Genomic DNA, 6868 nt, shown 5'->3' with positions numbered 1-6868 from the left:
GCCGCGCGGGCGGGGCCGGCTGGCCGGCCGCTGGCCCTGGCGGGGCCCGCGGCGCCGCATGGTCTCGCGCCAGGCCCGCCCCGGCCGGGGATCCGTCGCCGCCCGCCGGCCGCACTTCGGAACGGGTGCGTCAGCGCGGGCCGGGGCCGCCAGCCCTGCGCCGCCAATCCTTCACCGCGGATCCGGCGTCCTCAGTACATCGTGTCGCGCAGCCGCTGCGGCGCCTCGGCGTCGTATTGCGCCGGCTCGACCATGCCGTCGGTATGGGCGGCGATGATCTCGCCCATGCTCGGCACCGCCTGCGGCCGCGCCCGCTCGCCCCAGAGCTTCGAGCGCAGGATGGACTTGGCGCATTGCATGTACAGCTCCTCGATCGTGACGAGGAGGACGGTCACCGGCTCCTTCCCCTGCACGGCGAAGCGGGCGCGCAGCGCCGGGTCGGCGGTGATGCGGGCCGTGCCGTTGACCCGCAGCGCCTCCCCGATGCCGGGCACCAGGAACAGCAGCGCCACCCGCGGGTCGGCGATGATGTCCCGCAGCGCGTCCAGCCGGTTGTTGCCGCGCCGGTCGGGCAGGGCCAGCGTGCGGTCGTCCAGCGGCTCGATGAAGCCGGGGGCGTCGCCGCGCGGCGTCGCATGCACCCCCTGCGGCCCGACCGTCCCCAGGATGGCGAAGGGGGAGGCGGCGATGAAGGCCCGCGCCCGCGGCTCCAGCCGGTGGATGACCTTCTTCAGCACCAGCTCCCGCGGCGGGTCGTAGAGCTGCCCGAGCTGGTCCAGGGTGGTGACGGCGAAGGGGTCGGCGGGGGCGAGGCTGTCCATGCCGGCAGCGTGGCAGGCGAGGCGACCCGGCGGCAAGCCGCCTTCGTCAGGGATGCCGCGGATGCACCGCCCGCGGGATCAGGCGCCGGTGCGGCCGCCCGCCCGCCGGGCCGCGCCCCGGCGGGCCGCTGGCCTCCGGCAGGCCGGCTTCGCCCGGCGCCGCCTTGCCCCCGGCACGGGGGCAGGGCAGGCCGGATGGCGCAGTCCCCCATTGTCCCGCTGGCCGTCCCCGGGCCGCGCGGGGTCGCCCCCCGGCGATGGCGGGGCGCGCCTGCTGCCAGGGGTCGGCACGGGCCGGGAGATCCGGGCGGTCCGCCCGCCATGCCCGATCGCCGGCCTGCCGGGCGCCAGGCGCTGCGGCCGCAGCCTGCGCGGGCCGGTGGCATCCCGCCCATGCGCCCGCCGCCGGCTGGCGGCGACCTGCCGGCCCGGGCCGGTGCCGACCGCAGGCGCCGGCGGAAGCGTGCCGGGGCAGAGGAGCGGCGCGACGCCGGGAACGCGGGGCATCGGGGGGCGGCGCATCCTGCCCGCCGGGTCGTTCCGGTGGCGCCCTGACGGGCGCCGGCCGGGCCGGCGAGCCCTGTCCCGTCCCGGTGGCGCCGCGCCTCCCACGGCGCTATAAGCCCTTCCTCATCCGCAATCTTAAGATGCCGGAGCCCCTTCCATGGCGGGCCATTCGCACGCCAAGAACATCATGCACCGCAAGGCGGCCCAGGGCGCGAAGAAGGCCCAGGCCTTCGCCAAGCTGATCCGCGAGATCACGGTCTCCGCCAAGACCGGCCTGCCCGACCCGGCCATGAACCCGCGGCTGCGCGCCGCGGTGAAGGCGGCGCTGACCGCCAACATGACGCGGGACACGATCGACCGCGCCATCAAGCGCGCGGCGCAGGGTGCGCAGGGCGAGGACTACCAGGAGGTGCGCTACGAGGGCTACGGGCCCTATGGCGTCGCCATCATCGTCGAGGCGCTGACGGACAACCGCAACCGCACCGCCGGCGACATCCGCAGCGCCTTCGCCAAGGCCGGCGGCGCGCTGGGCGAGACCAACAGCGTCTCCTTCCAGTTCGAGCGCAAGGGCGTGCTCTGGTTCCCCGGCCTGCCCGACAAGGCGGAGGAGATGCTGGAGGCGGCGATCGAGGCCGGCGCGCTGGATGTCGAGTCGGACGAGGAGGGGCACGAGGTCACCTGCGCGCCCGAGGATTTCTTCGCCGTCCGCGACGCGATGGAAGCGAGATTCGGCAGCCCCGAGAGCGCCAGGGTCGAATGGGTGCCCGGTGTCCGCATCGACCTCGACGAGGAGAAGGCGCGCGACATCCTGAAGCTGCTCGACCGGCTGGACGAGAGCGACGACGTGCAGAATGTCTACGCCAATTTCGAGGTCTCGGAGGCCGTGTCGCAGCGGCTGTCGGCCTGACGGGTCCGGTCCGATCGCGGCGCAGCCGAGCGAGGCGAGGCGAGGAGTGGCGCGTGAATCGGACCGGCACGTCATGCGTCCGATCGCGGCGCAGCCGAGCGAGGCGAGGCGGGGAGTGGCGCGTGAATTGGACCGGCACGTCATGCGTCCGATCGCGGCGCGCCGCAGCCGCGCGAGGCGAGGCGGGGAGCGCCGCGTGAACCGGACCGGCAGGCCATGCGTCCGATCGCGGCGCCCTGCGGCCGGGCGATGCCAGGCGAGGGGCGCGGCGTGAACCGGACCGGCACGCAATCGGTCAGGCTTCTCGGGCTGGATCCCGGCCTGCAGCACACCGGCTGGGGCCTGGTGGAGAGCGCCGGCAGCCGCCTCCGCCATCTGGGCGACGGCGTCATCTCCACCGCGGCCGATGCGCCGCTCGCCGACCGGCTCTGCACCCTGCACCGCGCGCTGATGATGCTGATCGACCAGCTTCGGCCGGACGAGGCCGCGGTCGAGCATACCTATGTCAACAAGAATCCCGGCGCCGCCCTCAAGCTCGGCCAGGCGCGCGGGGTGGTGCTGCTGGCGCCGGCCCTCGCCGGGCTGCCTGTCGCGGAATACCAGGCCATGGAGGTGAAGCGCGCCGTGGTCGGCACCGGCCATGCCGAGAAGCCGCAGGTCGAGGCCATGGTCCGCCGCCTGCTGCCGGGCGCCACCATCAAGCGGGCCGACGCCGCCGACGCGCTCGCTGTTGCCATCTGCCACGCGCATCATCGCGGGACGCGGCTCGCCTTCGCCAAGGGGTATGTCCCGGCATGACCACCCGCCGACCGGAGGGGGCGTCGCCTCCTCCGCACCACCCCCGCCAGGCCGGCACCCGGCCTGGACCGGTGCGAGCCTAGCGCCTTGATCGGGCGCCTCACCGGCAAGCTGGATTCGATCCACGAAGGGGGCTGCATCCTCGACGTGAACGGGGTGGGCTACCTGCTCTCCTGCTCGACCAGGACGCTGGACCGGCTGCGCGACGCGCCCAGCGCCCGCGTCCTGGTCGAGACGCATGTGCGGCAGGACGCCATCGTGCTGTTCGGCTTCGCCACCGCGCAGGAACGCGACACCTTCGTGAAACTCACCTCCGTCCAGGGCGTCGGGCCCAAGGTGGCGCTCGACATCCTCTCCGCCTTCGGGCCGGAAGACCTGGCCAATGCCATCCGCGCCGGCGACCGCACCGGGCTGCGCCAGGCCAATGGCGTCGGCGCCCGGCTGGCCGACCGGCTGGTGACGGAGTTGCGCGACTGGGCGGGCGGCATCCAGCCCGCGTCCGGCATCGCTGCCGGCCTCGCGCCCGCCGCCGGCCCGGCCGCGCCGGCGGGCGCCGAAGCCGATGCCGTCTCGGCGCTGATCAATCTCGGCTGGAAGCGGCCCGAGGCGCAGGCCGCGGTCAACCGCGCCAAGGCGCGGCTCGGCGAGGGCGCCGTCCTCGAGGCGCTGATCCGCGACAGCCTGAAGGAGCTGGCGCGATGAGCGGCCGCAGGGGCAAACCCGCGCCGCCGCCCGAGCCGGCGGCGGACGACCGCATCACCACGCCCGTCCGGACCGAGGAGGATGCCGCCGAGGCGACGCTGCGCCCGCAGACGCTGTCCGACTTCACCGGACAGCAGGGGCTGCGGGAGAACCTGGCGGTCTTCATCCAGGCCGCGCGCGGCCGGGGGGAGGCGCTGGACCATGTGCTGCTGCACGGCCCGCCCGGCCTCGGCAAGACCACGCTGGCGCAGATCGTCGCGCGGGAGCTCGGCGTCGGCTTCCGCGCGACCAGCGGCCCGATCCTGCAGCGGGCCGGCGACCTCGCCGCCATCCTGACCAACCTGCAGCCGCGCGACGTGCTCTTCGTCGACGAGATCCACCGGCTGCAGCCGGCGCTCGAGGAAACCCTCTATCCCGCCATGGAGGATTTCCAGCTCGACCTCATCATCGGAGAGGGGCCGGCGGCGCGCACCGTGCGCATCGACCTGCCGCCCTTCACCCTGGTGGGCGCGACCACCCGGTCCGGCCTGCTGGCGCAGCCGCTGCGCGACCGCTTCGGCATCCCGCTGCGGCTGCAATTCTACACGCCGGAGGAGCTGCTGCGCATCGTCACGCGCGGCGCCTTCAAGCTGGGCTTCGACCTGTCGGAGGACGGCGCCTGGGAAGTGGCGCGCCGCTCCCGCGGCACCCCGCGCATCGCCGGGCGGCTGCTGCGCCGCGTGCGGGACTTTTCCATGGTGGCCGGGATCGCCGCCGACCGCGCGATGGTGGATGGCGCGCTGAACCGGCTGGAAGTGGATGCCAAGGGCCTGGACGCGATGGACCGCCGCTACCTGCGGCGCATCGCCGAGCACCACAATGGCGGCCCGGTCGGGGTCGAGACCCTGGCCGCGGCGCTGGCCGAATCGCGCGACACGATCGAGGACGTGATCGAGCCCTACCTGATCCAGGAAGGGCTGGTGCTGCGCACCCCGCGCGGCCGGGTTCTGGGCCTGCCTGGCTGGACGCATCTCGGCCTGGCGCCGCCCGCCGGCTTCGCCGTCCAGCCCGACCTGCTGGCGGGCGGGGAGCCGCCATGACCGCGTCCGATGACCGGAGGGCGGAGCGCGAAGGTCCGGATCGGCCGCGATCCGGCACCGCGTCCGATGACCGGAGGGCGGAGCCCGGAGGTCCGGGTCGGCCGCGATCCGGCACCGCACCCGACAGCCCGAGGGCAGAGCCCGGAGGCCCGGGTCGGCCGCACGGGGAGGCGCGCGCCGGCGAGCCGCGGCCGCGCGGCCTGCTGCACCCCCCGGCCGCGCCGGCGCATCGCTACCCGCTGCGGGTCTATTTCGAGGACACCGACGCCGGCGGCATGGCCTACCACGCGAACTACCTCCGCTGGGCCGAACGGGCCCGGACGGAATCCTTGCGTGCCATTGATTTGCCGCATCAATCTCTCATGGAACGTCACCATTCGATACTCGTGGTGCGGCGCATCGAAGTGGAGTATTGGCGGCCAGCCAGGCTGGATGACGCAGTCGTGGTCGAAACCCGCGTCGTTGCGGTCCGCGGCGTCACCATCCTGCTCGACCAGCGGGTGGTGGCCGGGGACGATGCCGTGGGGGAGGGGCCTCTGGCGGCATTGCGGGTGGAGCTTGCCTGCATCGACCGGCAGAGCCTCCGCCCGAAGCGCATCCCGGAGCCCTGGCGCGGCGCGCTGGAGGCGATCTCGGCCCCCGCCACGCCCTGACCGGGGGCGCGGCCCGGCCGGGTGCCTGGACCGGATGACCGGGCCGGGGGTGCCGGGCGGGTACAGGGCGGGGAGGGCGCGGCCGCCGGCCGCTCCGCCTTGCCAACGAAATGTCTCGGGCGGCCGCGCCGCCCGGCAGAGGAATGGAGCGAGGCGGTGGGCGGCAGCGTGACGGCGGAGAACCTGGGCGGGGCGATGCACGACCTCTCCCTCTGGGGCCTGTTCCTGCAGGCCGACTGGGTCGTGAAGCTGGTCATGCTCGGGCTGCTGGTCGCCAGCGTCTGGGTCTGGGCCATCGTCTTCGAGAAGGTGACCAGCCTGCGCCGCGTCAACAAGGCGGCGGACGGGTTCGAGGACGCCTTCTGGTCCGGCGGCAGCCTGGATGACCTCTACCGGCAGGAAGGCGAGCAGCCGACCCATCCGATGGCCGCCGTCTTCGTCTCCGCCATGCGGGAATGGCGCCGCGGCGCGCAGCGCCTGGCCGGCTCCGACCTCGCCGCGACCGGCCTGAAGGAGCGGGTGGACCGCACCATGGCGGTCACCGTGCAGCGGGAGATGGAGCGGCTGGAGCGCTGGATGGTCTTCCTCGCCTCGGTCGGGTCGGTCGCGCCCTTCGTCGGCCTGTTCGGCACGGTCTGGGGCATCATGAACTCCTTCGCCGCCATCGCGGGCATGCAGAACACCAACCTGGCGGTGGTCGCGCCCGGCATCGCGGAGGCGTTGTTCGCCACCGCCATCGGCCTGGTCGCCGCCATCCCGGCGGTGCTGGCCTACAACAAGATCACCACCGACCTGGCGCGCTTCGCCGCCCGGCTGGAAGGCTTCGCGGCCGAGTTCGGCGGCATCCTGGCGCGGCAGACCGAGAGCGTGATGGCCGACCCGGCCCGCGCCCCCGCCCCGGCGGCGGAGTAGCGCCATGGCGGCCAGCCTCAACATCGGCAAGGGCCGCGGCCGCTACCGGCCGCTCGCCGAGATCAACGTCACGCCGCTGGTCGACGTGATGCTGGTGCTGCTCATCATCTTCATGGTCGCGGCGCCGCTGATGACGGTGGGCGTGCCGGTGGACCTGCCGAAGACCCAGGCGACCCAGCTCAACCAGGACAACGAGCCGATCACCATCACGGTGAACCCCGAGGGCAAGATCTTCCTGCAGGAGACCGAGGTGCCGCTGGACGGCCTGGTCACGCAGCTGCAGGCGATCGGCCGCAACCAGCCGGCCGGCGCGCCGGAGCGGCGCATCTTCGTCCGCGGCGACAAGGCGATCAGCTATGGCCGGGTGATGGAGGTGATGGGCACCATCAGCGCCGGCGGCTTCAGCAAGGTGGCGCTGCTGGCCGAGCAGCCGGCGGGACGCCCGGCGGCGGGCGGCGCGGCCCGCCCGGCGGCGCCCGCGGCGGCACC

Annotated in this window: 8 protein-coding genes; 7 read left to right on the top strand and 1 reads right to left on the bottom strand. The window is 74.2% G+C overall.

Annotated features, from left to right (window positions below):
- Positions 1 to 191: 191 nt before the first annotated feature.
- The gene (locus tag E2C05_RS26775; RefSeq protein ID WP_133222711.1) at positions 192 to 821 is read right to left on the bottom strand and encodes a pyridoxamine 5'-phosphate oxidase family protein; all 630 of its coding nucleotides are present in this window, start codon (positions 819 to 821) and stop codon (positions 192 to 194) included.
- Between the two features lie 664 nt (positions 822 to 1485).
- On the opposite strand from E2C05_RS26775, the gene E2C05_RS26770 reads away from it, so the two are divergent.
- From E2C05_RS26770 to tolR, 7 genes are all read left to right on the top strand, one after another.
- Positions 1486 to 2235: a YebC/PmpR family DNA-binding transcriptional regulator gene (locus E2C05_RS26770; protein ID WP_133222710.1), complete on the top strand. Its 750-nt coding sequence runs from the start codon at positions 1486 to 1488 to the stop codon at positions 2233 to 2235.
- Between the two features lie 249 nt (positions 2236 to 2484).
- The gene (gene ruvC, locus E2C05_RS26765; RefSeq protein WP_133222709.1) at positions 2485 to 3033 is read left to right on the top strand and encodes a crossover junction endodeoxyribonuclease RuvC; all 549 of its coding nucleotides are present in this window, start codon (positions 2485 to 2487) and stop codon (positions 3031 to 3033) included.
- An 87-nt stretch (positions 3034 to 3120) separates the two neighbouring features.
- Positions 3121 to 3735 (top strand): Holliday junction branch migration protein RuvA, encoded by a 615-nt coding sequence (gene ruvA / locus E2C05_RS26760; RefSeq protein WP_133222708.1) that lies wholly within the window; start codon positions 3121 to 3123, stop codon positions 3733 to 3735.
- On the top strand, positions 3732 to 4814 hold the full coding sequence (gene ruvB / locus E2C05_RS26755; RefSeq protein ID WP_133222707.1) for a Holliday junction branch migration DNA helicase RuvB: 1083 nt from the start codon (positions 3732 to 3734) through the stop codon (positions 4812 to 4814). The genes ruvA and ruvB overlap by 4 nt, the downstream gene beginning before the upstream one ends.
- On the top strand, positions 4811 to 5467 hold the full coding sequence (locus E2C05_RS35235; protein WP_133222706.1) for a YbgC/FadM family acyl-CoA thioesterase: 657 nt from the start codon (positions 4811 to 4813) through the stop codon (positions 5465 to 5467). Before ruvB ends, E2C05_RS35235 begins: the two co-directional genes overlap by 4 nt.
- A gap of 195 nt (positions 5468 to 5662) precedes the next feature.
- On the top strand, positions 5663 to 6379 hold the full coding sequence (gene tolQ, locus E2C05_RS26745; RefSeq protein ID WP_133222712.1) for a protein TolQ: 717 nt from the start codon (positions 5663 to 5665) through the stop codon (positions 6377 to 6379).
- Positions 6380 to 6383: 4 nt separating this feature from the next.
- A partial coding sequence (tolR, locus tag E2C05_RS26740; protein WP_133222705.1) for a protein TolR occupies positions 6384 to 6868 on the top strand: 485 nt, incomplete at its 3' end.

It is taken from the genome of Paracraurococcus ruber (assembly GCF_004353985.1).
GTDB classification, from domain to species: domain Bacteria; phylum Pseudomonadota; class Alphaproteobacteria; order Acetobacterales; family Acetobacteraceae; genus Paracraurococcus; species Paracraurococcus ruber.
This window is presented reverse-complemented; position numbering and strand designations above follow the sequence as displayed.

Coding starts and splice junctions, on each gene's coding strand:
- E2C05_RS26775 (WP_133222711.1), bottom strand. CDS start 821: ATGGACAGCCTCGCCCCCGCCGACCCCTTCGCCGTCACCACCCTGGAC.
- E2C05_RS26770 (WP_133222710.1), top strand. CDS start 1,486: ATGGCGGGCCATTCGCACGCCAAGAACATCATGCACCGCAAGGCGGCC.
- ruvC (WP_133222709.1), top strand. CDS start 2,485: ATGCCAGGCGAGGGGCGCGGCGTGAACCGGACCGGCACGCAATCGGTC.
- ruvB (WP_133222707.1), top strand. CDS start 3,732: ATGAGCGGCCGCAGGGGCAAACCCGCGCCGCCGCCCGAGCCGGCGGCG.
- E2C05_RS35235 (WP_133222706.1), top strand. CDS start 4,811: ATGACCGCGTCCGATGACCGGAGGGCGGAGCGCGAAGGTCCGGATCGG.
- tolQ (WP_133222712.1), top strand. CDS start 5,663: ATGCACGACCTCTCCCTCTGGGGCCTGTTCCTGCAGGCCGACTGGGTC.